Raw genomic sequence first — 345 nt, 5'->3', positions numbered from 1 at the left:
AAAAGCTTGGCGGAAAAGTCCGTTCAGTTTACCAACTTCAATTACCGACGCAACCAACACCGGAAGAACGAAACTTAGTAATTATTGATAAGCAACAGGCAACCCCGCAAAAGTACCCACGACGGGCAGGCTTACCTGCGAAGAAGCCATTGTAAAAGATTAGAATAAGGGAGAATTAGTATGGCATTTTCAATCTTTGGAATTGGTAAAAATCACCATGGCACTAAAAATCAGGTGGTCGAAATCCCATTAGATCAAATTGAACCTAACCGTTACCAACCACGGCAGGTATTTGACCAAGAAGGAATTAAAGAACTAGCGGAGACGATTCAAGCACACGGCCTC

General features: G+C 42.9%; 1 protein-coding gene. It reads left to right on the top strand.

Annotated elements, in window-relative coordinates; genetic code table 11:
• Window positions 1-180 precede the first annotated feature (180 nt).
• The coding region (locus ACFILW_RS10770) for a ParB N-terminal domain-containing protein (RefSeq protein WP_375685831.1) at window positions 181-345 on the top strand (165 nt) is incomplete at its 3' end.

Source organism: Bartonella sp. TT110JLCBS (assembly GCF_042193405.1).
GTDB lineage: Bacteria > Pseudomonadota > Alphaproteobacteria > Rhizobiales > Rhizobiaceae > Bartonella.
The sequence above is the reverse complement of the archived record's forward strand: the minus strand, read 5'-3'. Positions and strand labels throughout refer to the sequence as shown.